The organism is Lelliottia sp. WB101, assembly GCF_003051885.1.
Lineage (GTDB): Bacteria > Pseudomonadota > Gammaproteobacteria > Enterobacterales > Enterobacteriaceae > Enterobacter > Enterobacter nimipressuralis.
Genome location: NZ_CP028520.1, coordinates 4,563,841 through 4,590,096, shown reverse-complemented (window position 1 = coordinate 4,590,096; position 26,256 = coordinate 4,563,841). Strand labels below are relative to the sequence as shown.

The window sequence follows — 26,256 nt, the reverse complement described above, 5'->3', positions numbered from 1 at the left end:
TTCCCTGATATATTTTCAAAAATGACACGATAGAATTACCATCGACAACATTTCGATTACCTTTAATCAAAATTCACTTCGGTAATTCACTTCAGCAATAGGTGGTATGTCGTTCCGCAGTGTCCGGACAGGCCTGACGGTTCAGAGGATGAACGCGTGCATGAGGTCGAAGGGGCAATGCATACCAACGGAACGGCGGTTTAGTTTCCTATTATTCACCTCTCAAATGCAAACTTCTTTACGTTATGTCGTTTGTAATCATGACCGTTCCGGGTATGATTTTGCGAGTTACATTCCAATTTCGAATTGATGCCAGACTTTTCATTGCAAGCTGGCTGCGATCTCTGCCGAGGATTTTCATGAACAACGCCGAACAACAGTTCCTGAACGAGCTGGATAATAAATTCTGGAAGGCCGCCGACAAGCTGCGCGCCAATATGGATGCCGCCAACTACAAGCACGTGGTGCTGGGGCTTATCTTCCTGAAGTATGTATCCGATGCCTTTGAGGCTCGTCAGCAGGAGCTGATCACCCTGTTCCGCGATGTCGGCAACCCGGACAACATCTACGCCATGTCGCGCGACGGATACGACTCAGATGAAGAGTATGCGCAGGCAATTGCTGATGAACTGGAAGTCGAAGATTACTACACCGAGAAGAACATCTTCTGGGTGCCAAAAGCCGCGCGCTGGGACACGCTGAAAAACAAAGCCATGCTGCCGACCGGCACCGTGTTGTGGGTGGATGAAACCACCGGGAACGACGTCAAGCTGCGCTCTGTGTCCTGGCTGGTGGATAACGCGCTGGATGAAATCGAAAAAACTAACCCGAAACTGAAAGGTATTCTTGACCGCATCAGTCGCCATCTATTGGGTAACGAGGTCCTGACAGGGCTTATCAACATATTTTCTGATGCCAATTTCAGCAACCCGGAATATAACGGCGAAAAGCTCAACTTAAAGAGCAAAGATATTCTCGGCCACGTTTACGAATATTTCCTGGGGCAGTTCGCGCTGGCAGAAGGTAAGCAGGGCGGCCAGTATTACACGCCAAAAAGTATCGTCACCCTGATTGTTGAAATGCTGCAACCGTATAACGGGCGGGTGTATGACCCGGCGATGGGTTCCGGCGGGTTCTTTGTTTCCAGCGACCGCTTTATTGAAGAGCACGCGGGCGAGAAGCAGTACAACGCCGCCGAGCAGAAGCGCAATATCTCTGTTTACGGCCAGGAGTCCAACCCGACCACCTGGAAGCTGGCGGCAATGAATATGGCGATCCGGGGTATCGACTTTAACTTCGGCAGCAAAAACGCCGACACCCTGCTGGACGACCAGCACCCGGATCTGCGCGCTGACTTCGTGATGGCGAACCCGCCGTTCAACATGAAGGAGTGGTGGAACGCCAAGCTGGAAAACGACGTTCGCTGGAAATACGGCACACCGCCGCAGGGCAACGCCAACTTTGCGTGGATGCAGCACATGATCCACCACCTCGCGCCAAAAGGTTCGATGGCGCTGCTGCTGGCGAACGGTTCGATGAGCTCCAACACCAACAACGAAGGCGAAATCCGCCGTAACCTGATTGAAGCGGATCTGGTGGAATGTATGGTGGCGCTGCCAGGGCAACTGTTTACCAACACCCAAATCCCGGCCTGTATCTGGTTCCTGACCAAAGATAAATCCGGTGGCAACGGCAAAGCGCACCGTAAAGGTGAAGTGTTGTTTATCGATGCCCGCCAGATTGGCTATATGAAAGACCGCGTGCTGCGTGATTTCAGCCGCGAGGATATTGCCAAAATTGCTGAGACCTTCCATGCCTGGCAGACGGATAAAGAGTACGAAGACGAAGCCGGATTCTGTTTCTCGGCAACGCTTGAAGACATCCAGAAAAACGACTTTGTGCTTACTCCAGGGCGTTATGTTGGTGCCGCCGAGCAGGACGAAGATGATGAACCCTTTGCCGAGAAGATGGCACGACTGACTGCGCAGCTGAAAGAGCAGTTGGAAGAGAGCACGAAGCTGGAAGCACAGATTAAGGCGAATCTGGGGGGCTGGGTTATGAGTTCTAACTATAGAGATCAATGGGCTTCTGTTGGAGGCCATTTCCCTACTCACTGGCACTTCTTCAAACTTGAAGAACTCTTAGAAAACGCTAAAGGAATTGCTGTTGGAGTAATGTACCCCGGCGATCATACTGCAAAGGGTATTCCTCTAATTAAAGTTGGAGATGTTAAAGGTGGTTATATAGCATCGCAGCCAAGTTTTTTTATTAGTCCTGAAGTTGATGAGGAATACAAGCGTACTCGACTTAATGGAACAGAATTGTTAATTACGTTAGTTGGCAATCCTGGTGATTGTGTAGTTGTAGAACCACACATGGCAGGATGGAATGCAGCAAGGGCCTTGGCCGTTGTTCGTTTAAAAGATACTAATCTACGAGAATGGCTGAGATATATTTTGCTGAGTAAGCCAGCAAAACATCTTATCGATGCTCGTTTAAATACAACTGTTCAAAAGACTCTGAATTTAAAGGATATTAGAGAATTAGGAATCCCTATTCCTCCGAAGCATGAACGAGATGTGATCACCAAAATCATTTCGGCTATTGAACAAAAGACCATCGTAAACTCGGATACCAACCAAACCCTCGAACAAATGGCGCAAGCCCTGTTCAAAAGCTGGTTTGTAGATTTTGAACCGGTAAAAGCCAAAATCGCAGCGCTGGAAGCGGGCGGTTCGCAGGAAGAATCCACACTTGCGGCCATGACGGCGATTTCCGGGAAAGAGGCTGATGCGCTGGCGGTTTTTGAGCGTGAACACCCTGAGCAATATGCTGAGTTAAAAGCCACGGCAGAGTTGTTCCCGTCTGCGATGCAGGACAGTGAGTTGGGGAAGATTCCGGAAGGTTGGAACGTTTCAAATATAAAAGATAATGTTGATGTTAGAGATGGTACCCATGCTTCTCCAAAAGCAAGTGATTCGGGATATCATTTGGTAACATCAAAAAATATTACATCAGGATATCTTGATCGCCGTAGTTGTTATTATATTTCTGATGCGGATTATAATGATGTCAATAAAAGAAGTCGCGTATCTTGTGGTGATATTTTAATTAGCATGATAGGCACGGTTGGCGCTCTTTATTTTGTTGCTGAAAATAATGTCGACTACGCAATAAAAAATATTGGTCTTATACGAACGTCAGAGAGACATGACCTTCAGGCATTTATTTTCTATCATTTAAAAAGTAAGGAGGGCGCTAATTACATTCAGTCCAGATTGGCAGGGACCACTCAAAAATACCTTTCTCTTAAACAATTAAGAGAAATACCATTGGTCATGCCAACTCAGGATGTATTAGCAGCCTTCAATAAAAAAACATTTTTGCATGAAATTCATGCAAATCAAGAGATAGCTGAAACTCTTGCCAACATACGCGACACCCTCCTCCCCAAACTCCTCTCCGGTGAAATCACCCTGCCGGAAGCAGAGCAGGCGGTAAGCGAGGCGGAAAATGTATAAAGTCGATACGCCGACCAACAGTCTGCATTCCCTGCAAGAGGTGACGTTCAGTAGCCTCGGCTTTCGCGAGCGCGATCATTTGCAGGAGTGGCTGGCGAAAAATCCGCAGACGCTGACCAAAAAAGACGACAAAGAAGACGAACTGCTGATTATCCAGAAAGAGTTCGCTGGTTTTGACGACACCAAAGAGCGCCTCGATCTGCTTGCGCTCGATAAAAAAGGCAATCTGGTCATCATCGAAAACAAGCTCGATGACTCCGGGCGTGACGTGGTGTGGCAGGCCCTGAAATATGCCGGGTACTGCGCCAACCTGCGTCAGGAGAGCGTGGTAGAGATCTTCCAGCTCTATCTGGATCAGTACGATCCCAACGAGAACCGCCTAGCAGCAGACGTCATCGCCGAGTTTATAGGCTGGGAAAGCCTTAAAGAAGGGGTGCTCAACCGTAAAGGTACCCAGCGCGTCATTATGGTCGCGGCCAATTTCCGCAAAGAGGTCACCAATACCGCGCTGTGGCTGATGCAGTTTGGTATCCGCGCCCAGTGCTTCAAAGTGACCCCCTACCGTTTTGGTGAAGACGTGTTTGTCGATATCCGCCAGGTTATCCCAACCCCGGAAGCGGAGTCGTACATGATAGGCATGGCGCAGAAAGAGGCGGAAGAGCAGTCCACCTCCAGCAGTAGCGAACTGCAACAGCGTCATTATCTGCGCCGCGAATTCTGGACGATGGCGCTGGAAAAATTCCGCACCAGCCCCTGTACACTTTTTAATAACCGTGCCCCCTCAACCGATCACTGGCTGGCCGCCGGGTCGGGCGTCAGCGGCGTGCCGTTTGAGCTGATCTTTTCCCAGAAAGACGCTCGCGTGCAGCTCAATATTTCGCGCGGGGATGCGCTGGAAAACACCTGGTTATTTGAACGCCTGCAGGAACGCAAAACGCACATTGAATCGCTGTTTGGCGAGTCGCTCGACTGGCGTTTACTGCCAGAGCGAAAAAGCTGCCAGATCGTCTGTTCAAAGGCGTTTGACGGCGGCAATAAAGATGTCTGGCCTGCCATTATCGACTGGATGATGGATAGCATGAACCGTCTGGAAAAAGCGATCCGCCCGAGCCTGCTGGAACTGGCGATTGAGTTGAAACAGACCGGTATGATCACCGAGGGAGAGGAAGAGTAATGCTGAGCGAAGACGATTTAGAGCAGCAATGCCTGAAATGGTTTGCTGAACAGGACTGGGAAGTGCTGCACGGGCCAGATATCGCGCCGGATGGCGACAATCCGCTGCGTGCCTCATTCCATGATGTGTTTCTGCGCCCGGTGATACTGGAGCAGCTGCAAACCATCAACCCCCATCTCCCTGTTTCCGTGCTGGAAGAGGTGATACTGCGTATTACCCGCCCCGAAAGCCCGGATCTGGTCGTCAGCAATAAGGTCTTCCACCATCTGTTGCTCGACGGCGTGCCCGTTGAGTACAAACGTGAAGACAAGACGGTTCACGACAAAGCGCTGCTGATGGATTTTAACCATCCCGGCAATAACCGCTTTATGGTCGTGAACCAGGTAGCTATTCAGGGGATAAAGCAGGTTCGTCGCCCGGATATTATTGGCTGTATCAACGGCCTGCCGGTGGCGGTGATTGAGTTGAAAAGCCCGATTGATGCCAATGCCGATATCTGGGCTGCGTTTAACCAGCTGCAGACCTATAAAAACGAACTCAGCGACCTGTTTATCTGTAACGAAGCGCTGGTAGTGAGCGACGGGCAGAATGCGCGTATCGGCTCGCTGACCGTTGATGAAGAGCGCTTCCTGCCGTGGAAAACCGTGGCTAACGAAGACGACAAGCCGCAGTTTGACTGGCAGTTACAAACTGTCGTGAAGGGCTTCTTTAACCGTGCGCTTCTGCTCGATTACATTCGCTACTTTGTGCTGTTTGAATTTAACGGCAAACGGCTGATCAAGAAGATTGCCGCTTACCATCAGTTCCACGCGGTGCGTGAAGCCGTCGCGGCCACGATTGTGGCGTCGACCGGCAAACATCTGCCGCTGCGCAGTAATATTACCCCCGGCAGTAAAAAAGCAGGTGTGGTGTGGCATACCCAGGGCTCCGGCAAAAGTATCTCCATGTGCTGCTACGCCGGGAAGCTGCTGCAACAGGCGGAGATGAATAACCCGACCATTGTAGTGGTGACCGACCGCAACGATCTGGACGGGCAGCTCTACGCAACCTTCTGCCAGGCTCAGGATCTGCTGAAGCAAACGCCTTTACAGGCCAACGACCGCGACGAACTGCGCGAGCTGCTCAATGCCCGCGAATCTGGCGGCATCATCTTTACCACCGTGCAAAAGTTTGCGCCGCTGGACAACGAGCAGAGCCATCCGGCCCTCAACATGCGCAGCAATATTGTGGTGATTTCCGATGAAGCGCACCGCAGCCAGTATGGCCTGAGCGCCACGCTTGACCGTGAAACCGGGGTCTATAAATACGGCTACGCCAAACACATGCGCGACGCGCTGCCGAATGCGTCGTTTATGGGCTTCACCGGTACGCCAATTGCCTCTGAGGATAAAGATACCCGTGCCGTATTCGGCGATTACGTCTCTATCTACGATATTCAGGATGCGGTGGATGACGGCGCGACAGTGCCGATTTACTACGAATCCCGGCTGGCAAAACTCGACCTGAATCATGAGGAGCTGGAAACGCTCTCCGACCAGGTGGATGAACTGGTGGAAGATGAAGAGACGGGCCAGCAGGAGAAAACCAAAGGTGACTGGAGTCGTCTGGAAAAGCTGGTGGGTTCAGAGCCGCGTATCAAACAGGTAGCTGCCGATCTGGTTCAGCATTTTGAAACGCGCAACGCGGCCATGAACGGCAAGGCGATGATTGTCGCCATGAGCCGTAATATCTGCGTGAAGCTCTACGCTGCCATCACAGAAATCCGCCCGGACTGGCACAGCACGGATGTTGAGCAAGGCGCGATGAAAGTCATCATGACCGGTTCCGCGTCTGATGATAAGGATCTCCAGCCGCACATCTACAACAAACAGACCAAAAAACGTCTTGAAGCCCGCTTTAAAGATTTGAACGATCCGCTGAAGCTGGTGATTGTCCGTGATATGTGGCTGACCGGGTTCGATGCACCGTGCTGCCACACCATGTATATCGATAAACCGATGCGCGGCCATAACCTGATGCAGGCCATTGCGCGCGTTAACCGCGTGTTCCGGGATAAACCCGGCGGGCTGGTGGTGGATTACATTGGCATTGCCAACGAGCTGAAGCAGGCGCTGAAAACCTATACCGACTCAAAAGGGAAAGGGCAGACCACCGTGGATGCCCGGGAAGCCTTTGCCATTCTGCTGGAAAAAATCGACGTCATTCACGGGATGTTCGCACCTTCAGCGGGCAAACCAGGGTTTGATTACGCAGGATTCTCCCGCGATCCGTTGGCTTTCCTGCGAGAAGCGGTGAACTACATCCTTGGGCTTGATGACGGTAAAAAACGCTACCTCGACGTTTCACTGGCGATGAGTAAAGCCTGGTCACTTTGTAACACCCTGGACGAAGCAAAACCCCTGCAGGAAGAGTTCGCGTTTCTCTCTGCCGTCAGAGTGGGGCTTATCAAGCTGGATCCCAAGGAGAAATTTAGCCAGTCAGAAAAAAACTCCCTCTTGAGCAAGATTCTCGATAATGCCGTTGTTGCGACTGGCGTTGAGGATGTGTTTGCCCTGGCGGGATTAGATAAACCCAATATCGGGCTGCTGTCGGATGAATTCCTGGAAGAAGTGCGGGAAATGCCACAGCGTAATCTGGCGGTGGAACTGCTGGAAAAACTGATCAATGACGGCATTCATGCCCGTTCCGGTAATAATGTAGTGCAGCAAAAGAAATACTCCGACCGCCTGAAAGCCGTGCTGCTGAAATACAATAACCGGGCGATTGAAACCGCGCAGGTGATTGAAGAGCTGATCCAGATGGCGAAGGCGTTCCAGGAAGCGATGGCGCGCGATGATGCGCTCGGGCTGAACCCGGATGAAATCGCTTTCTATGATGCGCTGGCTGAAAACGAAAGCGCGGTGCGTGAACTGGGCGACGAGACTCTCAGAAAGCTGGCTATTGAGGTCACACGACAACTGCGTAAATCCACCACCGTAGACTGGCAGGTTCGTGAAAGCGTGCGTGCTCGATTACGTATTCTGGTGCGCCAGACGCTGCGTAAGTACAAGTACCCACCGGACAAAACACCGGGCGCCGTGGAACTGATTCTGAAGCAGGCGGAAGTGGTGTCGAACAGCTGGACGTCATAGCGACGTCCAACTTTTGATAGAGAGGGCAGAGTACCGCCCTCTGTTGTACCTGAAGAGTGAAAATAGTTCTGATTAAGCAGGCGAGGACCTCATTGCCAGGACTCAATGGCGGTGCTGAATGCTCCTTTTGATTCAGTTATTTTAAAACTTCTCCATTTACGATTTTTTCCATCAAGAATGAACAAATTGACCTCACAGTTGCAAAGTGAACAGAACCTCAGTACGCATCCATTGTATGATCTGTGGGGAATCCTTCGTCGGCGCTCAAATAAAATAACGCTTTCTGCGGGCCACCTGGCATTTAAACACCATGGTGTGAACGTGCAATTGTCGATCGATACCATCAGAAATATTAAGGTCAGACGCAGTTGGCTGTATTCTAATGTGTCTATTGGGGCAGATAGTGGAACCTATCGGCTTAATGGTTTCAATGTTCAGCAGCTCGAAATACTTATTCAAAAGATTCAACGTGCAGCGCTGGATATTTTTCAGCATAGCGCTGAGTGGCGGGAGCTACTTGAGGTTGTCGGACGCTATCAAAACGGTAATCACTATTTTTCTTCGTGGGAGTGGCGCGCTTTGTCACAGCTCACGTTGGTCAAAAAGCGTCTTTACGACCTTGATATTGATGCCGATTTTATTGCCCAGGAAAGCGATAACCCCATTGCGCAGCTGGCCCTGAAGTTATCAATGGACGATATTTCTGAATCGGGGCGACATCACTTTAACGAACGGGGCGTCCCGCAGCTAGTCTCATCGTATCAAACCTTTTTTGATAACATCGAATCACAACCCCTGAGTTCCCCTCAGCGTAAAGCTTGTGTCACGAATGAAGATCATACTTTAGTTGTTGCAGGTGCCGGGACGGGAAAAACGTCGACACTGATTGGGAAGGCAGGATATCTGTTGAAGGCTGGTTTAGCTCAGCCTGAAAATATCTTAATGCTGGCTTTTGGTAACAAGGCCGCGCGGGAAATGGCTGAACGTATTGCAGAGCGACTGCCGGAAAGTGGGGATAAATTAAAAGCGACTACCTTCCATGCGTTCGGCAATCGTATCGTCGCTCAAAGTGTTGGCATCAAACGTTCACTCACGCGCTTTGCTGAGCAAAATAATGAGCTACGACAATTTATTGAAGCGACTTTAGAAGCAGAAATAAGTCTCAGCGATGATTATAAAACCCAACTAGTTAAATATTTTGTTTGTTACAGTACACCTGGCCGTTGTGAATATGATTTCAATGCTATTGAAGAATATCATGAGTTTCTCCAAAGCTGCCGCCTGATCACCCTGACCGGGCAATGGGTTAAAAGTGTCGGCGAGTTACGGGTTGCGAACTATCTCTATTTGTATTCGGTTCCCTTTGCGTATGAGGCAAATTATGAGGTTAATACAGCAACCATAGAACGCCGCCAGTATAAGCCTGACTTCTACTTGCCAGTCAGTAAGACCTATATTGAATACCTTGGCGTAGATCGAGAGATGAGAACGGCCCCCTTTGTTGATCAGACCGCATATCTTGAAGGATTAGCCTGGAAGCGGAAACTGCATCAACAGCACAAAACCCGACTGGAAGAGTTATACAGCTACCAGTTGAGAGAAGGAACGCTGGAAGAAAATATCCTCGATTTACTTAATCGGGTGGAGGAGCCGCAGCATTTACGTGACACAGACACACTCCTGGATGAGCTTAAAAGCTCTGGTTCCTCGCCGTGGCAAGGCTTTATCGATTTGATGCTCCGTTTCCTTAGTCTTTTCAAGGAAGGGCAATTTTCGTTTTCAGATCTGCTGGCCTCACCCCAACGTATAGATACGGGGCGCACTCAGGCGTTTATTGCGTTATTTAAACCTGTCTACGATGCCTATGAAGCCCATCTCAAAGAGCAACAAGAAATGGACTTCAGCGATATGATCGCGGAAGCAACAACGGCACTTCAGGAAGGACAATTCCATCATCGCTATGACTATGTTCTGGTTGATGAGTTTCAGGATCTTTCGGGTGGGCGAGGGAAGTTGTTAAAGGCATTACTGGCCACCCGGGATAATATGCGGCTGTTTGCAGTAGGGGATGACTGGCAGGCTATTTATCGTTTCAATGGCTCAGACCTCCGCTTTTTTACCCGTTTTGATCATCAGTTTTCGCCTGCAAAAATGTTACCTCTGGACAAAAGTTATCGATTTAATAATCGTATTCATGAGCTCAGTTCCTCCTTTGTCACTCGCAACCCGGCGCAATTGAAGAAAGAGATCACGACGCATACCCAGGTGGAACATGCGGCCGTCCAACTCCTCGATATTCAGGAACAAATGGCTAATATCCACATTGCCGATCGTAACCAACGAAAAGCTGAGGCTTATCGTCAGCAAATCAGGAGAGCGCTCGCTCGTTGCCATCGCCGGGAAGTAAGGTTCAACAGTATCCGTCGCGCACCCGTCATGCTGATTGGTCGTTATCGTCTGGAAAATATGAGGGATCTTAAGGAGTTGGATCTGAAGGCGCTAATGTCCGAGTTTCCACTTCTTGATATTCAATACCAGACGGCGCATGCCAGTAAAGGCCTGGAAGCAAATTACGTGCTCCTGCTGGGGCTCGAAAAGGGGAGTTTTCCATCAGCCAAAGAAAATGATGAGTTGATAGACCTTCTTCTCCCGGAGCAAGAGCCATACCTGTTTGCCGAAGAGCGTCGGTTATTTTATGTCGCCGTTACTCGTGCCCGACACTATGTGTTTATGATCTTTGATAGCCAGAATACCTCAGCTTTCGTTGAGGAAATTGCAAAAATGGGTAAACAGCTCATTACGAAAAGTGATTCTCTTGAAGTCGGTCAATGGAGTTGTCCAGATTGTGAGTCCGGCTCCTTAACGGGCAAAGTGAGCCGCTATGATAAGAAATTCTATGTCTGCTCTCACTCACCAGCTTGTGATTACATGGCCAGTTCCTGCAAGCAATGCAGCTCACCGATGGTGATGCAAAATGGCATGCAAAGGGTATGTGCGAATCCCGAATGTCAGGAGATTGAAATTGTCTGTCGGCGCTGCGGTCTTGGCACCATGGTTAAGCGTAAGAACAAAGACGGCGGCGCTTTTTATGGCTGTAACCGATTTCGTCGGGATGAGGCAGACTGTTGTTATGAAAACATTACGAGCGAAGAGTTTGAGCGCAGAGTCGACACTGCAAAACGCCATGCAGCAATCATGCAGGAGAGATGATGAAATCTAAATATGATTGGATACGTAAAGCACAAAGATGTCTGCGGATGCTTTCAGAGCTGCATCGTCTTGGTTTTCAGCACCTCAGAGGGATGCCTTACTTCAATGCTCAGGGATTTAGATTCGCGATCGCCCCGCGACATTACTTTTCCGACAATGGTATTGCGATTCCAGCCGCGAAACTTTCAGATGAATTCGTCGCAATCACTGGCGCAGGTCACTATTTCAGCTGGACAGATACTGACGGTAATGATGCCCGTGCCTTGGCAGAAAAATTTATTACTCGTTTTCCTGATATCGCACTCGCTGGAAAAGGGCGTGATTGGGAGTATGCGGGCTGGCTATCAGAGCTCATTGGTTTTCTTGAACAGGGCGACATGATCCCAACCGTATGGTGGGAAGAAATGAACGGTCGGCCTGAGGATCTTTTAGCTCTGCCTGTCTGGGTCGAAGGGAAGGACAATATTGATTGGATAGGGGAGAGGTCTATTATTTCTCAAACGAATCCTCATTTCCCTTTGCCTGGCAAACCCGAGTCGTCCGGAAGTGAATGGTGGGGAAGGCAGCCCTATTGGACAGACGCCCTGCATGAGATGTCTCAAGCCATGCAGGATGGTGGCCGTCTGGTCACCATTGACGTAAAGAAAATTAGTGATCAGTTATTCATGGAGAATGGCCCTGCTTACAAGCTATTAAGCGCCATGAATTCTGTGTCGGAGCATGAAGGCTACGAGGGTTTTAAAGGCGCTCCCCGTCTTGTGTTGGCCTTGCTTTGGAAGCTGCAGGAAATGAGTGAGCAGCGAAACCGCTAAGATGAGTAAATAAGCAGTGCTGCCTGAAAGCACTGCTATAGTCATATTAATAAACAACACCAAAGTATTTTTCAGCACAAGACTGGCAACATGAGTTGCTCTGCATCCAACCGTTGATTTTGTACTGGCTACAGTGCTCGCACTGCCTGATATAGGTTTTTCTTTTCAACAGCTTTTTCACCTGTGCAGTGATTTGTTTCTCCGTCGCGTTTTCTGGCAGTCCGGCAAAAAGGATCTCAGTCGAAATTGGCCATTGGCCTTCCCAGTGGACATCTTTCACTTTGATAATAATTGGCTGACCGACGGTCATTTCGACGATTATGACATCGATTAGGCTTTCGGGAATTCCGTACATCTTTCTACCTCCTTTTCGTGTTACCTGGAATCAAATTGCACGGTAACAACGTTATCCTCACGATGTTGTTTATCCGCAGATACCTCGTGCTCCACAAATTCGCCCCACCTCATAAACAAGCCCTTAAGCTTCTCAGCCTGTTGGCCTACCTGGTAAGTACGTATCAATCTGTCTTTAGGCACATGGTTCAGAAGCAATTCGATGAGCCGTTCGGGTGCATCCAAATACTCAGCACAGCCCGTTGCTACGCTGCGTCGCAGATCATGAGGAGAGAATGCGGCGAGCTCACCAAGATATTTTTTACGCAGGCGCTCAAGTGCGCGGGTCACCGCATCCCCTGTAATCGCAAAACCGGGATTGCTGGTGGATTCAAAAACGAAAGCTCCTTCAGAGATGATCCTCTGCTTTTTCAGTATGGAAAGCGCCAAAGGATGCAGGGTAACGATGTGGCTTCTGCCATTTTTAGTTTCCGGGATTGTCCAACGGTCACCGCTAATTTGATCCCAACGCATCTCGCAGGCCTCAGAGCGGCGAACACCGGTCAGAATAATTAACCTTAAAGCATTGGCTACTGAAAGAGACAGCACCACACTTGCTGCAATTCCACGACCACCAGCAGCAATAGCACTTCCACCATTGGTTGCTTCTTCCAGCGCGGTCCATAACATTTTTAGCTCATCCTGGGGTAGCCAGCGCTCGCGTGGTTTGCCCATTGAAGCACCAAACATCGCGGGTTTAAGCAACCGAGCCGGATTATGATCGATAAGCCCTTCGAGGTTGGCGTGGTCGAGAGTCAGGTTAAGCAGTATGAGCCCTTTGCGGACACCTTCGGCACTGACCTTGCGCACATTGCTTAGATGAGCGAAAAGAAAAGAGCGGGATAAATCACAGACTCGAATTCGCCCTAGACCTTTCTCAAGATGGCGGCTGTATGTGCCTTTATAATCGGACAACGTACGCGGACTGATTGGCTTCGTGGCGATCCGAAATTCCAGCCACTTTTCCCATAGTTCGGAAAAAGTTAGCATTGTTTCATTGGCCTTTTTCTCTACAACGCGAGTATGGCGCGGATCGATTCCCTGTTTAACAAGTGCAATCGCTTCGGCGTGTGCTTCGCGAGCTTGGGCAAGTGACATTGCAGGGTATGAACCCAGCGTAATTTTGATCTGCTTACCGTTCAGATAAGGGCGATAAAGCCAGCTCTTTGTTTGGCTCCCAATTCTGGCCTCGACCGATAATCCCGGCCCCGCTTTAGATTGCACTTTAACGACGATTCGATTTTTGCCTTCCTCGGATTTCAGGCTGGCAACTTGTCGGTCTTGGGTGATTGTTTTTGGCTGTTCCATCTCATTCTCGCGTACTTGCTGGCGTACTTGTTTAGCATTGTATAGGGTGAAATGGGATGGAACAATTTAGAATAAAATAATGTACTATATTGTTGATATAGATAATGATTATTACCTTAAATGTAATGTAATGGAACATAATGAAAAATCAAAATTCTGGATTCGTAATGCGAAGGTCGTAGGTTCGACTCCTATTATCGGCACCATTCAAGCATCCTCCAAAATCTCAATCTAATTTCTGTAACCACTTCTCTTGGCGGATGGACGAACCTCGTGGCATTTCTTCGTCAGCAAAATATCCTTCAAATCTGTAGTCATAGGCTTTTCCTGCGTTCAGGTCCACGTTGCTACTATGCATCTCATTATCCCAAACGACTGGAACAAAACAGGATTAATGGCTCTATGTGTGTTTGTAGGTGAAAAAGTATCTTCCCAGCCCCACACCTCCTAACGCCCACGAACAACACCCGTAACTCAAGTAGTAAAAGACTGGCGTCGAGAGCTTTAAGCCCAAGCTAGAAATCAGCGATATCAAAATTATACCGCTGACATAAAAAGCGTTTAAACATCAAGTTTGCGGCCAGTCAGCCATTCCACCATCGCCGGGTCGCGGTGAGAGAAGAAGGCGCTGGTTGCGGTGTCGAGGGCAGCAATTTGCAGCATATCTTCAGAGCTGAGTTCAAAATCGAGAATGCTGATGTTTTCTTCCATACGTTCTTTGCGCACTGATTTCGCCAGTGAAACGATGCCCCGCTGGAAGATCCAACGCAGCACAACCTGACCCACGCTTTTGCCGTACTTCTGACCCATCGCGGTTAACACGGGGTGCTGGAAAAGGCCATTTCTCCCTTCTGCAAACGGTGCCCAGGCTTCCGGCTGAATGCCACGGCTTTGCATCCATGGAACGGCATGCAGCTGCTGGTTGAAGGGGTTAACTTCAATCTGGTTTACAGCAGGGGCCACTTTGTTGAAGGCGATAAGGTCGGCGAGTCTGTCAGGGTGGAAGTTACTCACGCCGATGGCGCGAATTTTACCGGCCTGCTGCAACTCTTCCATGGCCCGCCAGGCTCCATGCACATCGCCGTAAGGCTGGTGAATCAGATACAGGTCGACGTAATCAAGTTGCAGCCGATTCAGGGAGCGTTCGAACTGTGCTTTAGCGCCTTCGTAATGAGTATCCTGCAGCCACAGTTTGGTTGTGATAAAGAGTTCGTTACGTGCGATGCCGGTCTGTTTCAGCGCGTTCCCGACCTGAGTTTCATTCTGATAAGACGCGGCAGTATCGATCAGGCGATATCCCGTCTCGATGGCATCAATAACGGCTCTTTCGCATTCAGCAGCATCCGTCATCTGGAAGACACCAAAGCCCAGCAGGGGCATTTCAATACCGTTATTGAGTTTTACTGTTTGCATGACGTTATCCTTTAACTGTTGTGTTGGTTAAGCATAACGCAAACGTATTTATTCTATTAGAGGGATAATTAGCTAGGGTTTATTAGATGAATTCATTAATTGAATGGGTAGGGCCGTCCGCTTTGTGCCAGCAACATCACTGATACTGAAGGAGCAACGAGCACTCATTGAATACAGCGATATCGGCTCGATGTGCTGAGGGAAATAATCCTCTTTTTTTGTTCAATATAATATTTTTTACATGTCGCGCTATTTTCCACCTTGCGTCTTAAGTTTTAAGCTAATCATTATGAATTATTTATGAACGGGTTCGAACCCCTCACCTTGCCCGAAAGGTGATAATTTGTTAAATTATCCGCATTAGCGTCAAATACATTGAGTAGTAAACTGGCGCTAATTATAAAAAAATGAGTGATGGAGCCAAAATGAAGTATGCGTTTGCATTAATGTTGAGTATGGTATTGTCAGGTTGTACCGCAAATGATTGGATTGATGCTGCAAGTGGGATAATGCAGGCTAACGATCAACACGAAAAAGATTCAAGAAATCAGCGCATCAAAGACGCCAACAGGGCTGCAGGCTACTGATATCAAGGTGATTAAGACACTCCTCTTCTTGTATTTTCAACAGAAGAGGAATGGTATTCTAAGCAAATTTACTGACTAAATACTCCCTTCGCTCTCGCCTGTTGGCAGGAGATATAGCCATAATGTTTTCGCTTTCCATTCTTATCGAACGCCACATAAAAAGGCATCGTCTCTTCACCTTTCTTTAGCGTGTAATTAATGCAAGTCCCATTGATTTCTGGAACATTTATCTCACTGTCTGGTTTTCCACCTGCCGCAATAACTGAAGATTTTGTCGCATCAGCCGCATAGGTCGCTCGCACCAGAGGGTCATTATCAAATTTAATAAAACCGACACTGCAGGCCGTTAAAAAAGGAACAATTAAAATGGGTGTATAACGCATTGCATATCCTTGCAGAGAATATAATTACCTAAGAAACAAAATGACCAGGTCGATTTCTCTTGCCCGCCAAATTTACTTCGAAAAGATTATAAGAGCGTGACAGGAGGAAATACAATTACCGGCTATATAGTCACTGTATTTAATAGTTCTTTGTTAATCGTTTTAACCAGCAAAGGTAGCGACAAAATTTTTCTCTCAAAAAGGGTCTTATAAACGCTAATGCGCCGAAATGATGATGGGCTCTAACCTCATGACCGCTCATGCGTATTCCCCCTTACTGACTGACAGGTCATATCAGAAAATACAGAGCCTGACGGTCCCTACCGAACTTTGGGGTGTTGCAGCATTGTTAAATCTTCAGTAGGATCTTCGTTTTCGGAGAAGCACAATGTCAGTCACCGATGCCCTTCTGGCCTATACTCTTGCCGCCACGCTTTTGACGCTAACCCCCGGTCTCGACACCGCCTTGATCCTGCGAACCGCCGCGGCGGATGGCAGCAAAAAAGCCGTACACGTGGCACTGGGTATTGATACGGGCTGTTTTATCTGGGGCGCGCTGGTGGCGTTCGGGCTGGGAGCGTTACTGGCTGTTTCTGACGTGGCCTACTCGCTGCTGAAATGGTGCGGTGCGGCCTATCTTTGCTGGCTGGGGCTTCAGCTGCTGCTTCGTCCACGTCAGCAATTTACGCTCACCGCCGGGGAGAATGCGGGCAGTGGTAACGGCTTTATGCGCGGGATGCTCGGTAACGTGCTCAATCCGAAGATGGGCATTTTCTATGTCTCATTCCTTCCACAATTTATTCCCGCAGGGCATTCGCCCTTTGCCTGGACCTTTATGCTAGTTTCCATTCATGTGTTGATAGGCACGCTCTGGTCATTAACCCTGATTATCGCCACGGGCTATGCGTCTCGCGTGCTAAAAAAGCCGGCCGTGGTGAAGTGGATGGATAGAACCACCGGCGTGGTGTTTTTGCTGTTCGCCGCCAAACTGGCGATGAGTAAACGATAGGAAAGAACGGCACCAAAGGAAGTCTGCCAAAGGATTGGCAGGCTTTTGCGGCCGGTCTTCCCATCGGCGATAAATCTCCCTCGGTGTTCCAGTTCGGCATCTGTCTTCTGAATAAACCACAGCTCAGCAGGGGCATTTCAATAGATTACAGTTAGCGTGGCGTTTCCCTTAAACGGTTGGGTTGGAAAAGCCTAATGCGAACATGTTTACTGGAGTAGAGGCAAAATTAGCCAGGGCATATAAGTAAAATCCAGGGACAAACAGACATTCACTCGCACAAAATAATCTATCTTGTTGAAAATTATGTGATATTGATCCAGGGCAATGTCAACATTAGCAACTTAAGCTAAATTGTTATTCAAATTTGAACGAGCCTATATTGGTATTATGTTTTTAAGAGCTTTACTGTTTTGCCTTCTGTCATTCTCCTGCTTTGCAAACGCCTTAAATTTCTCCTCTACCTTTTTACAGCTTAATTGCCCACAACGGGGTCTGGTGGAAGTCATTCTTCACGTCTACGGTCACACGCAGGAAAGGTGGAAAGGAAACTTCGAAACGGGGGCCGGGCATAAACGCGCTGGTGATACCGAAATCATCCCTTTTGCGAATGGCGATACGCTTTTCCACTCAATATCCAGCGACTCATTTGGGTTTCAATACGCGGGCGAAGAGAAACTGTCCGTGTGCGCTAAAATTGATGAGCGCCCTGTTTATCCTTCATTTTAAAGGCAATCATTCATCCTGGCGCCTTGCTCGTTAAATCGGCAAGAGAGGTGCATCGATAGCCAGCGGTCATTTTGCGTTTAAACGATGCGGGAGCCAGGATGTTTAGCGCTGTAATTACTGGTCTGCCAGGTTACTTTTTGGGTTCAGTATGCGTTCCAGAAGCTTCCAGCCCAACTCTTTGCCCGTATGAAAGTTCTAACGTATTGCCGTCAGGGTCAGCGAAAAAGACAAAATATCCCACCGGATCACCAGCCTGAACCGGCTCTTTCCGCAACACACCCTCTGCTCGCGCCATCGCCACTTTTTGATCGATTGCTTCGATGCTTGAGCAAGCGACGCCAAGATGACCAAAACTTCCCAAAGGGGTATCAGTCACGACATCCGCCTGTACGAGGACCAGTGCAAATGGACGCGTTCGATCGCTGAGCCATGCCACCTGGCGTGCCTCTGGTACATCAGGCTCACGTCTGTGAACAACCTCCATTCCGGCGTAGCGGTGATAGAAATCAATACTCTTATCCAAATCCCTGACGACAAACGCCACGTGGGTAAATCCAACGTCCACCTGTTTCATAAACCGAGTCCTTCTGTCTGAGTTCCAGATAAGCATCTTAAAAGCTCAAGTTAGCTTCAGGTCAAGCCGGAAAGTGCTGTCTATTTACGCCATAAAATTGTGTTCGCACAGTGCGTCAAGCCAGATTTGCTGGGGAGGGGAGATGAGCAGGGGGAGGTGAGTGAGGATGCGTTCCCGGCGCGAACCACGGATGAGACGGTATTACGGGTTCGCGCCGGGGCAGTGTGTTTAATACTGCTTAATGACCATCAGGATCACACCAGGCATTCATTAACTGCACCAGGATGTATTTTAGCCCCAGCACAATGAGCAGGGAGAACAGAACTGTCACCACAATAATAGTCATCAGAAACTCCATGTAATCAGCTTTCTTCCCCAAAATCTTAGATCGTATTTTTCATTTGTCACGGTCCTGCAATCATTTTCCTTATCAGGGCGACACGAAGTATCCGTTCGGGTGCAGGAGCGGGTGATGCGCTGATATTTGTTGTTCAATTTTCGCTTCGTTTCAGGGGCAGAGGCTGATGACATCGTGTTATGGTCTTAATCGGGAGCGGTTCTGCGGTGTCCGGTTCGCGCGATGAGCGAACGGGCTGATAATGAGTCATGATGGGGAAAATGAATGATCAATGAATTGATTGCACTTTCTGCTATTGGTGTTGCTATTCTTTTTGGCGCAATGAGCCCGGGCATCAGCTTTCTTCTTGTTGCCCGCACGGCGATGTCCAGTTCGAGACGCGTGGCGTTATCTGTTGCGGCAGGTCTCGGTTTTGGGGCGCTTATATTTGCTGTCATAGCGTTAGCGGGCCTTCACACCCTGCTGACTTTGGTCCCCTCACTTTATACAGGCCTTAAAGTCGCCGGCGGATGTTATCTTTTATGGCTGGCGTTGAAAATTCTTCGTCGTCCTTCAAACCGCGTTATTGCTTCCACCGCGATAGATGAGGTCAGCGCCTCCAAAGCTTTTTTGACAGGCGTATTGACGCAAATCAGCAATCCTCATACTGCGCTGGTCTTTGCCAGTATCTTTTCCGCAGCCCTCAGCAAAAATATTCAGCCTGCTATGTACATCATCCTGCCCTTAATGGCATTCGTTATTGATGTGCTGTGGTATGCGATTGTCGCGTGCTTATTATCATCTGACGGGCCGCGTCTGGCTTACATTAAATACCGTAAATTTATAGATAAACTCAGCGGCGGTGTTATGGCCTTTCTGGGATTACGCCTGCTGCTAAAGTGAGTCAGACGATTTTCAGTCAATGGATGCGAGGAATTTAGTTCTGCTCCTCGCTTTCAGCAGAAATAGCAGCGATTCCTGTTGGCCATCTCGGATAAAGATGAATGCGTAAATATCATTACCATCAATCACTTGAATTGTCTGGGTGGTGCTGCAAGTCGTCACAGAGTTCTTGTAACTCATTGACCAGTCTTGCCACATGGAAACCGTCGCATACGGAGTGATGCACCTGAACGGCGAAAGGCAACAAGACTTTTCCATCTTGTTCGAAGTATTTTCCAAGCGTGAACATAGGGGCAAAAAAGTTCTTCATATTAGCCACATTGACGTTAAAGCTGGTAAAGGTTACCCAAGGAATACCGGATATGAAAAATATATTTTCCCGTGACTCTTCCTTAGGCCAATAAGCAGTATTATTACTGTACCGAGCCATGTCTTCTGAATATACTTTCTGGAAGTGATGAATATTGCCATCGTAGTGACTCCACAATGATGAAAAGGTCTCTGTTACATTATGGAAAATGGTATAGTTTGGATGAACTTCATCCCATACAATAAGCTCATTATCCTTCATCGCCATACGGAACTCCGGATGCCGATTTACGATTTTGGAAATGAGGAAAATCATCGTCGGATAAAATTTCCAGCCAGCCTCTTTAATATGTTTTAGCAACGCCGTAATGTCTAATTGAACAGTCTGATTAAAGGTCGATTGGGCGAAGGTCTGAAATATCTCAAAATGCTCCCTCCTTGCCCAACGAGATAAATCAACAGACGTATAATGTGGCGTTGTATTTTTCATCTTTTAACCTTTGATTCGCATTTATAAATAAGATGTTAGCATAAGATTTTTCGTCTATGAATGATGATTATGAGTCCCAAAACCTTTAGAGAACAAACGCATTTGCCACAGTCGTTCCTCCTTATACCGGAGCAAATAAAGGTGGAATATGTCAGAAGACCAGACCCGGTTGCGCAATCTTGTCGTGCTCTCCTGCCCGACAAATGTCGCAGGATTTCCGCCTGGCAGTAGCCTTCGTTGTGCCAGGAGATAGGGCGTGTCAGCTAGCCCTGCGGGGACAGGTCACTGAATGCACCTGTCGTTCAGCCAGAAAGTGCCGGAACTGCCATTGATAAAGGCTTTGTTGCGAGTGAGTCAGAAGTCAGGCAGACATTTTTTTCTCAATAATGTGGAATTTATCCAACAAACTGACAAACGTCAGGCTTGCATCAAAGCCCTCTCTCTTTACCACAACGCGGCCCTGGGCCTGCATGAAACACTAAGCATTAATATTTGTGTGGGTTTATTTGCGCTAACCAAACACATAGATTATTGTTTGTACAGACATGGTTAGATTTAATGCACTTAAAATAACAGTATCAACCTTGATTAATCATCACTAAACAACTAAAATTTCATAACGCATTGATTTTATGCATTAAATTATAATTTTCTTAATGCATTGTTATTCTCCAGACAGCATGTATAAATAGCATAATAACTAAATTATAATTCTTTTATATTTGACGGATGGGTAGATAAAATGAAGTTAATTGTCATGTTGTTCAGCTTAGTGATTGCGTCGCAGGCTATGGCGGGGGAGCTTCCCAAACCTACCGGGAAAGTCCTGTTAACCATGTCCGGTAATATCGAAAATACAAATGAAGAGGGCAAAGCCGTTTTTGATGTCGCCAGCCTTGAAAAGCTGGGTATGGTCAGTTTCCAGACCGCCTCTCCCTGGTACAATGGGCGCACAACCTTTACGGGTATTCCGCTGAAAAAACTCATGGATTACGTAGGCGCCAAAGGTTCTATCGTAAAGGTTACTGCACTTAATGACTACACCACCGTTATCCCTCTCAGTGACTTCCAAAAATACAATGTGATCCTTGCCTTAAAAATTAATGGCGAATACATGCGTGTTCGCGACAAAGGTCCGCTCTTCATCGTCTATCCCTATGACAGCGAACCTGAGCTGAATAATCAGGTGTTTTATTCAAGGTCAGCATGGCAGGTCAGCAAAATGAGCATTGAGTAGGATTTCAGAAGAACAACATGAACAGAATACTGGCTGCCATAATATTCTCTCTTTTTATATCTACAGGATATATCTCTTTTCTTGTGCACGAAAGACAGCAGGAATTGCAGAAACTGACGCACTACGCCAGTTCATGGTCTGCTGGACAGCTGGTCTCGGAGTATTATCGGTTCGAATCATGGCTCAGTCTTTACACTATTGATGAGTCGATGACACTCGACGATGTGCGCCTGCACCTCGATATTATGCTCAGCCAGAGTGATTTATTAAAGCAGGGAGATTTAGGGCAGTATATAAATAGCAATGAATCACTTCATGAGCTTGCTGTAAAACTCGACAATACCCTTAATTATCTGGATACACATCTTGAGACAATGACCCGTCCAGAACTCCAGAAATATCTAAGGGTAATGTATTCGCTTGATGGACCATTAAGCCGCCTTTCATCCGGTGCGTTGAACAAAGATCTGAATCTGATTAACAACGCCAACAGTAAAATTCAAACGCTGTACTCTATTTATTCAGCGATTTCTGTGCTGTTAATAATACTGAGTGCAATACTGGGTGTGCTGATTTTTTATCAAAATAGAAATATTCTCAAAGCTCATATTCAGGTTAAGAGTCTCGCTGGAGAGCTTCAGGAATCTAAAGAAAAACTGCAAATCCAGAATACCAAGCTGGAGTATGACGTCTATCATGACCCGCTCACAGAGCTGAGTAACAGACTGTTTTTCTGGGATAATTTAAACAAAACCATCAAGCTGGCAGACGCTAATAAAAGCTCCGTGACCGTGATGTTGTTTGATTTAGACCGATTCAAAGAGGTCAATGATACCTATGGTCATGATGCCGGTGATATGTTATTGCGTCTGATCGCTCAGCGACTTATTTCAATGGGGCTTCCGTCAGATATGCTGTATCGCTTAGGCGGGGATGAGTTTGCATTTCTCACGAGCGATCTGGCAGAAAGCCAGGCTGTTTCGATGGCGCAGAAAATATGTGATTGTATTAACCAGCCCTACACAATTTATAGCGCGGTTATAAATATAACCACCTGTGTGGGTATTGTTAACTCAGAAACTGAGCGTCGTTCCGACTATCTCTATAAATTTGCTGACCTGGCCCTTTATGAAGCAAAAAATGAAGGCGCTGGTAAGATTAAAGTCTTCCGCCAGCGCATGTTAGATAAGCTGCTGGAAAGCAGAACGCTTGAGCATGACATGGCGCTGGCGTTAGTGAATAAAGAATTCGTGGTTTATTATCAACCGATTGTGGATTCGTACAGTCGGGAAATTTACAGCTATGAAGCCCTTATTCGCTGGATGCATCCGCGAAAAGGTCTTTTATCGCCAGATACCTTTATTCCTGTTGCTGAAAAAACCGGAATGATTAGCGAGATGGGCAAATCGGTGCTTGAAATGGCCTGTCGGGAAGCGGCTTCCTGGGCTGTTCCGGTTAAAATTTCAGTAAACGTTTCTCCTGTGCAGCTCAGCAGCAAAACCTTTGCAGGAATAGTGATGTCTATCCTGAAAGAAACAGGGCTTGCGGCTGACCGTCTTGAGCTGGAAGTGACGGAGTCTTCTCTCTTTACCGACAACAATACGCCGCTGAATACGCTGAATAAGCTCAGAGCCCTGGGCGTGAAAATATCCATTGACGATTTTGGTACGGGCTACTCCTCTCTTTCCCGCCTGAGCCGACTTGCCTTTGATAAAATCAAAATAGACAAATCCTTTGTGAATTCGATATCCACACAGGGAGACGCCCTAAATATCATTAAACTCATCACCGGCATGGCGAAATCCCTCAGTATGAAAACGATTGCCGAGGGGGTTGAAACCCAGGAACAGCTGGAAAGTCTTCAGGCGCTGGGCTGCGATTTCGCACAAGGCTATCTGTTCAGTAAACCTCTGCCGTTTATCGCCGGAGAAATCAAAAACGGTGAATTCTCAAACGATCCTTCTACCCTGTTAAAGGCCCCGCATGGCTGAATAATCCCCATTGCGCGCGACCGTTCCTCGCGCTAAGCGGCCAGTCGCGTTCAACCGTTTTCCGCTGAGGCCAGTTCAATTTATACAACGGATGTTTGTATTGAGCCCTCAATAATGAGGGCTCAATGCTTCCTCTTTCTGATGCACTCATGCAGATCGTTTTCCTTAAGGAATTGACTGACAAAATCAGTGGAGGATGCACTGTTTTTCCGGCTTATTTCAGGGCACAAATCAGGCCGCATCTTCTGCAACGATGTCAATCTTTCCCCCTTTCCATCAAACAAAAAGTCTACAAAACTAGACATCTGTCGAATTTTCATCTTAAAGTCCCCCTCCGGGCACTAGACAAAACCATCGTCCGGTTATCAAATGGTTAAATAATATTTCGCTGGATGTAAAGAAGTGGCCCTGGAACTGAAAGGCCAGCAAACAATCCAGCGTTGACGTGCAACACGACACACCTCTTCGGGAGAACTATGCAATCCACTGTTAATCAAAAAGAAAGCCGAACTTTCTTCGGCCATCCTTACCCGCTTGGCTCGCTCTTCTTTACGGAAATGTGGGAGCGCTTCTCGTTCTACGGCATTCGTCCGTTACTGATTCTGTTTATGGCCGCGACCGTCTATGACGGTGGGATGGGGCTGGCGCGCGAAAATGCGTCGGCGATTGTCGGGATCTTCGCAGGCAGCATGTATCTGGCCGCGCTGCCGGGTGGCTGGCTTGCGGATAACTGGCTCGGGCAGCAGCGCGCCGTCTGGTACGGTTCGATTCTGATTGCGCTCGGCCATCTCTCCATCGCGCTCTCGGCTTTCATGGGCAACAACCTGTTCTTTATCGGCCTGATGTTTATCGTCCTCGGTTCCGGTTTGTTCAAAACCTGTATCTCAGTGATGGTCGGGACGCTCTACAAGAAAGGCGATGCGCGTCGTGACGGCGGTTTCTCGCTGTTCTACATGGGCATCAATATGGGTTCATTTATCGCGCCGCTGATCTCCGGCTGGTTGATTAAAACCCACGGCTGGCACTGGGGCTTCGGTATCGGCGGTATCGGGATGCTGGTGGCGCTGGTGATCTTCCGCCTGTTTGCCGTTCCTTCGATGAAACGCTACGACAGCGAAGTCGGTCTGGACTCCACCTGGAACAGCCCGGTGTCAAAGAAAAACGGCGTCGGCGCCTGGCTGCTGGCACTGGCGGTGGGTGTGGCGGTGATCGTCACGCTGATTGCTCAGGGCATCATTGTGATCAACCCGGTCGCGGTCGCCAGCATGCTGGTGTACGTGATTGCTATCTCGGTCGCGCTCTACTTTATCTGGCTGTTTGTCTTTGCCGGTCTGAACCGCAAAGAGCGTGCGCGCCTGCTGGTGTGTTTCATCCTGCTGGTTTCGGCGGCCTTCTTCTGGTCGGCGTTTGAGCAGAAACCGACCTCATTCAACCTGTTTGCGAACGACTACACCAACCGCATGATCGGCGATTTTGAAATCCCTGCCGTGTGGTTCCAGTCGATCAACGCCCTGTTTATCATCCTGCTGGCACCGGTCTTTAGCTGGGCCTGGCCGATGATGGCGCAAAAAGGTGTGCGTCCAAGCAGCATGACCAAGTTTGTTATCGGTATTCTGTGCGCAGCGGCGGGCTTTGGCCTGATGATGCTGGCGGCGCAGAACGTCCTCAGCAACGGCGGCGCGGGTGTCTCTCCGATGTGGCTGGTGGGCAGTATCCTGATGCTGACCCTCGGCGAACTGTGCCTTAGTCCGATTGGTCTGGCGACCATGACCCTGCTGGCCCCGGAAAGAATGCGCGGGCAAATGATGGGCCTGTGGTTCTGCGCCAGCGCCCTGGGTAACCTCGCGGCGGGCCTGATCGGTGGTCACGTGAAAGCCGATCAGCTGGATATGCTGCCGGACCTCTTCGCGCGCTGCTCCATCGCATTGCTGATTTGTGCCGCGGTCCTGGCGGTGCTGATTGTGCCGGTGCGTCGGATGCTGGAAAACGCGCAGACCAAAACAGAGTCAAAACCGGTGACCAACGCCTGATAAGCGATGAATTGAGTCCCAACAAACCGGCGCATCTGCGCCGGTTTTTTTGTTTTCAGCCCGCCGGGTAAGGTATAAACGTTCCAGAAACTTCTGAACACGAGACTCACGATGTCTGATGCCGCTGCCAAACATATCCTGACTATCTACGACACCCATGCCGATGCATTTGCGCGGTTACGTTCGCGTCATCTGATGGAAAAAGGCTGGCTCGATAAGTTTACCCGGCTGATCGGCGGCAAGGGGGCGATTCTAGATATCGGCTGCGGCAACGGGGTGCCGATAGCGGAACATTTTATCCGCCAGGGGTATCGACTGACGGGCGTTGATGGCGCGCCCGGCATGCTGGCGCGGGCGCAACAGGCGTTTCCCGATCAGCGCTGGCTGCATCAGGATATGCGCCAGATGGCGCTCAATGAGACCTTCGACGGGCTGCTCGCCTGGGACAGTTTTTTCCACCTCTCGCCTGACGATCAGCGTCAGATGTTCCCCATTTTTGCCCGCCACAGCCGCCCTGGCAGTGTGCTGATGTTCACCAGCGGCACGGACAACGGGATCGCCATGGGGGAGTTTGAAGGCGAGCCGCTGTATCACGCCAGCCTGTCGCCCGACGAATACCGGCAACGGCTGGCGGATAATGGTTTTGCGGTGATTGAGGTGATGTTTGAGGATCCGGCGTGCGGCGGGCACTCGGTCTGGCTGTGCCAGGCCCGGTAAG

General features: G+C 48.8%; 19 protein-coding genes and 2 pseudogenes. 14 read left to right on the top strand and 7 right to left on the bottom strand.

The window, feature by feature from the left end; translation table 11 throughout:
• Nucleotides 1–359 precede the first annotated feature (359 nt).
• From DAI21_RS23115 to DAI21_RS22160, 7 genes and pseudogenes are all read left to right on the top strand, one after another.
• Nucleotides 360–2,068, top strand: a pseudogene (locus DAI21_RS23115) (type I restriction-modification system subunit M).
• Nucleotides 2,058–2,919: pseudogene (locus DAI21_RS23560) on the top strand (restriction endonuclease subunit S); the annotation flags it as partial. The pseudogenes DAI21_RS23115 and DAI21_RS23560, both read left to right, overlap by 11 nt.
• Nucleotides 2,895–3,521 (top strand): restriction endonuclease subunit S, encoded by a 627-nt coding sequence (locus DAI21_RS23555; RefSeq protein WP_370447051.1) that lies wholly within the window; start codon nucleotides 2,895–2,897, stop codon nucleotides 3,519–3,521. The pseudogene DAI21_RS23560 and the gene DAI21_RS23555, both read left to right, overlap by 25 nt.
• Nucleotides 3,514–4,695: a DUF4268 domain-containing protein gene (locus DAI21_RS22175; RefSeq protein WP_107704201.1), complete on the top strand. Its 1,182-nt coding sequence runs from the start codon at nucleotides 3,514–3,516 to the stop codon at nucleotides 4,693–4,695. Before DAI21_RS23555 ends, DAI21_RS22175 begins: the two co-directional genes overlap by 8 nt.
• Complete coding sequence (locus DAI21_RS22170; RefSeq protein WP_107704200.1) at nucleotides 4,695–7,826, top strand: type I restriction endonuclease subunit R; 3,132 nt, start codon at nucleotides 4,695–4,697, stop codon at nucleotides 7,824–7,826. Before DAI21_RS22175 ends, DAI21_RS22170 begins: the two co-directional genes overlap by 1 nt.
• Nucleotides 7,827–7,931: 105 nt before the next feature.
• Entirely contained in the window at nucleotides 7,932–11,036 is a 3,105-nt protein-coding gene (locus DAI21_RS22165) for a UvrD-helicase domain-containing protein (protein WP_234419508.1), read from the top strand.
• The gene (locus tag DAI21_RS22160; protein ID WP_234419507.1) at nucleotides 11,033–11,848 is read left to right on the top strand and encodes a hypothetical protein; all 816 of its coding nucleotides are present in this window, start codon (nucleotides 11,033–11,035) and stop codon (nucleotides 11,846–11,848) included. The genes DAI21_RS22165 and DAI21_RS22160 overlap by 4 nt, the downstream gene beginning before the upstream one ends.
• A 46-nt stretch (nucleotides 11,849–11,894) precedes the next feature.
• Here DAI21_RS22160 and DAI21_RS22155 read toward each other — a convergent pair whose 3' ends face one another.
• From DAI21_RS22155 to DAI21_RS22145, 3 genes are all read right to left on the bottom strand, one after another.
• Nucleotides 11,895–12,203, bottom strand: coding sequence for a hypothetical protein (locus DAI21_RS22155; protein WP_107704198.1), 309 nt, complete (start codon nucleotides 12,201–12,203; stop codon nucleotides 11,895–11,897).
• Nucleotides 12,204–12,223: 20 nt separating this feature from the next.
• Nucleotides 12,224–13,549, bottom strand: coding sequence for a site-specific integrase (locus tag DAI21_RS22150; RefSeq protein ID WP_107704197.1), 1,326 nt, complete (start codon nucleotides 13,547–13,549; stop codon nucleotides 12,224–12,226).
• A 561-nt stretch (nucleotides 13,550–14,110) separates the two neighbouring features.
• Nucleotides 14,111–14,962 (bottom strand): aldo/keto reductase, encoded by an 852-nt coding sequence (locus DAI21_RS22145; protein ID WP_107704196.1) that lies wholly within the window; start codon nucleotides 14,960–14,962, stop codon nucleotides 14,111–14,113.
• A gap of 425 nt (nucleotides 14,963–15,387) precedes the next feature.
• On the opposite strand from DAI21_RS22145, the gene DAI21_RS23105 reads away from it, so the two are divergent.
• A complete protein-coding gene (locus DAI21_RS23105; protein ID WP_164971797.1) occupies nucleotides 15,388–15,549 on the top strand; it encodes a hypothetical protein in 162 nt (53 codons plus the stop codon).
• A gap of 68 nt (nucleotides 15,550–15,617) precedes the next feature.
• Here DAI21_RS23105 and DAI21_RS22140 read toward each other — a convergent pair whose 3' ends face one another.
• The gene (locus DAI21_RS22140; protein ID WP_107704195.1) at nucleotides 15,618–15,932 is read right to left on the bottom strand and encodes a hypothetical protein; all 315 of its coding nucleotides are present in this window, start codon (nucleotides 15,930–15,932) and stop codon (nucleotides 15,618–15,620) included.
• 388 nt (nucleotides 15,933–16,320) lie between these two features.
• Here DAI21_RS22140 and DAI21_RS22135 point away from each other — a divergent pair, with 388 nt between their 5' ends.
• A complete protein-coding gene (locus DAI21_RS22135; protein ID WP_107704194.1) occupies nucleotides 16,321–16,941 on the top strand; it encodes a LysE family translocator in 621 nt (206 codons plus the stop codon).
• A gap of 465 nt (nucleotides 16,942–17,406) precedes the next feature.
• On the opposite strand, the gene DAI21_RS23550 is transcribed toward DAI21_RS22135, so the two are convergent.
• A complete protein-coding gene (locus DAI21_RS23550; protein ID WP_159075445.1) occupies nucleotides 17,407–17,568 on the bottom strand; it encodes a hypothetical protein in 162 nt (53 codons plus the stop codon).
• A gap of 229 nt (nucleotides 17,569–17,797) precedes the next feature.
• Nucleotides 17,798–18,241: a VOC family protein gene (locus tag DAI21_RS22125; protein WP_107704192.1), complete on the bottom strand. Its 444-nt coding sequence runs from the start codon at nucleotides 18,239–18,241 to the stop codon at nucleotides 17,798–17,800.
• Nucleotides 18,242–18,863: 622 nt separating this feature from the next.
• Here DAI21_RS22125 and DAI21_RS22120 point away from each other — a divergent pair.
• Entirely contained in the window at nucleotides 18,864–19,481 is a 618-nt protein-coding gene (locus DAI21_RS22120; RefSeq protein WP_107704191.1) for a LysE family translocator, read from the top strand.
• Between the two features lie 121 nt (nucleotides 19,482–19,602).
• Here DAI21_RS22120 and catA read toward each other — a convergent pair whose 3' ends face one another.
• Nucleotides 19,603–20,280, bottom strand: a complete 678-nt coding sequence (catA, locus tag DAI21_RS22115) for a type A chloramphenicol O-acetyltransferase (protein WP_107704190.1) — start codon at nucleotides 20,278–20,280, stop codon at nucleotides 19,603–19,605.
• A gap of 742 nt (nucleotides 20,281–21,022) precedes the next feature.
• On the opposite strand from catA, the gene DAI21_RS22105 reads away from it, so the two are divergent.
• From DAI21_RS22105 to DAI21_RS22085, 4 genes are all read left to right on the top strand, one after another.
• On the top strand, nucleotides 21,023–21,517 hold the full coding sequence (locus DAI21_RS22105) for a molybdopterin-dependent oxidoreductase (RefSeq protein WP_100777496.1): 495 nt from the start codon (nucleotides 21,023–21,025) through the stop codon (nucleotides 21,515–21,517).
• Between the two features lie 17 nt (nucleotides 21,518–21,534).
• On the top strand, nucleotides 21,535–23,508 hold the full coding sequence (locus DAI21_RS22100; protein ID WP_107704188.1) for a bifunctional diguanylate cyclase/phosphodiesterase: 1,974 nt from the start codon (nucleotides 21,535–21,537) through the stop codon (nucleotides 23,506–23,508).
• A gap of 476 nt (nucleotides 23,509–23,984) precedes the next feature.
• Complete coding sequence (locus DAI21_RS22090; protein ID WP_107704186.1) at nucleotides 23,985–25,538, top strand: peptide MFS transporter; 1,554 nt, start codon at nucleotides 23,985–23,987, stop codon at nucleotides 25,536–25,538.
• 111 nt (nucleotides 25,539–25,649) lie between these two features.
• Nucleotides 25,650–26,255, top strand: coding sequence for a class I SAM-dependent methyltransferase (locus DAI21_RS22085; RefSeq protein WP_107704185.1), 606 nt, complete (start codon nucleotides 25,650–25,652; stop codon nucleotides 26,253–26,255).
• Nucleotide 26,256 lies beyond the last annotated feature (1 nt).

Excerpts from the sequence above, each read along its gene's own strand:
- DAI21_RS22175 (WP_107704201.1), top strand. The coding sequence starts at position 3,514 with ATGTATAAAGTCGATACGCCGACCAACAGTCTGCATTCCCTGCAAGAG.
- DAI21_RS22170 (WP_107704200.1), top strand. The coding sequence starts at position 4,695 with ATGCTGAGCGAAGACGATTTAGAGCAGCAATGCCTGAAATGGTTTGCT.
- DAI21_RS22165 (WP_234419508.1), top strand. The coding sequence starts at position 7,932 with ATGGCGGTGCTGAATGCTCCTTTTGATTCAGTTATTTTAAAACTTCTC.
- DAI21_RS22160 (WP_234419507.1), top strand. The coding sequence starts at position 11,033 with ATGATGAAATCTAAATATGATTGGATACGTAAAGCACAAAGATGTCTG.
- DAI21_RS22155 (WP_107704198.1), bottom strand. The coding sequence starts at position 12,203 with ATGTACGGAATTCCCGAAAGCCTAATCGATGTCATAATCGTCGAAATG.
- DAI21_RS22150 (WP_107704197.1), bottom strand. The coding sequence starts at position 13,549 with ATGGAACAGCCAAAAACAATCACCCAAGACCGACAAGTTGCCAGCCTG.
- DAI21_RS22145 (WP_107704196.1), bottom strand. The coding sequence starts at position 14,962 with ATGCAAACAGTAAAACTCAATAACGGTATTGAAATGCCCCTGCTGGGC.
- DAI21_RS23105 (WP_164971797.1), top strand. The coding sequence starts at position 15,388 with ATGAAGTATGCGTTTGCATTAATGTTGAGTATGGTATTGTCAGGTTGT.
- DAI21_RS22140 (WP_107704195.1), bottom strand. The coding sequence starts at position 15,932 with ATGCGTTATACACCCATTTTAATTGTTCCTTTTTTAACGGCCTGCAGT.
- DAI21_RS22135 (WP_107704194.1), top strand. The coding sequence starts at position 16,321 with ATGTCAGTCACCGATGCCCTTCTGGCCTATACTCTTGCCGCCACGCTT.
- DAI21_RS22125 (WP_107704192.1), bottom strand. The coding sequence starts at position 18,241 with ATGAAACAGGTGGACGTTGGATTTACCCACGTGGCGTTTGTCGTCAGG.
- DAI21_RS22120 (WP_107704191.1), top strand. The coding sequence starts at position 18,864 with ATGATCAATGAATTGATTGCACTTTCTGCTATTGGTGTTGCTATTCTT.
- catA (WP_107704190.1), bottom strand. The coding sequence starts at position 20,280 with ATGAAAAATACAACGCCACATTATACGTCTGTTGATTTATCTCGTTGG.
- DAI21_RS22105 (WP_100777496.1), top strand. The coding sequence starts at position 21,023 with ATGAAGTTAATTGTCATGTTGTTCAGCTTAGTGATTGCGTCGCAGGCT.
- DAI21_RS22100 (WP_107704188.1), top strand. The coding sequence starts at position 21,535 with ATGAACAGAATACTGGCTGCCATAATATTCTCTCTTTTTATATCTACA.
- DAI21_RS22090 (WP_107704186.1), top strand. The coding sequence starts at position 23,985 with ATGCAATCCACTGTTAATCAAAAAGAAAGCCGAACTTTCTTCGGCCAT.
- DAI21_RS22085 (WP_107704185.1), top strand. The coding sequence starts at position 25,650 with ATGTCTGATGCCGCTGCCAAACATATCCTGACTATCTACGACACCCAT.